The sequence below is a fragment of the Vibrio sp. S234-5 genome, from assembly GCF_000960595.1.
Lineage (GTDB): Bacteria > Pseudomonadota > Gammaproteobacteria > Enterobacterales > Vibrionaceae > Vibrio.
Genome location: NZ_JZAM01000468.1, coordinates 1 through 293 on the forward strand (window position 1 = coordinate 1; position 293 = coordinate 293).

Here is a 293-nt window from a genome sequence, read left to right on the forward strand (position 1 = left end):
TAATAGATAGAGTCAGGGTGGTAGTGCTGGCCAAATTCTTTCACGATATAAGCGTGGATGTCGGCCCCAGTCAGTCGTCCGCCTTGTGTATCATTGGCTTTATCTTTTATGTATTGGCTCAACTGCTCTCTTTGCTCAGAAGTTAAGAAGGGGGGTCGTCCCGTTCTTGGCTTTTCCTTCAGCCCTTCTAATCCTTCTTCAAGAAAAGTGTGAACCCACTTATTAACACTGGTTCGGCTCACCATAAGAAACTTGGCGATTTGGGTGCGAGAGTGTCCCTCTTTGAAATGAGC

General features: G+C 46.4%; 1 protein-coding gene. It reads right to left on the reverse strand.

What is annotated here, in order from left to right:
- The coding region (locus tag UF06_RS23080; RefSeq protein WP_082069830.1) for a helix-turn-helix domain-containing protein at positions 1 to 245 on the reverse strand (245 nt) is incomplete at its 3' end.
- Between the last annotated feature and the right edge of the window lie 48 nt (positions 246 to 293).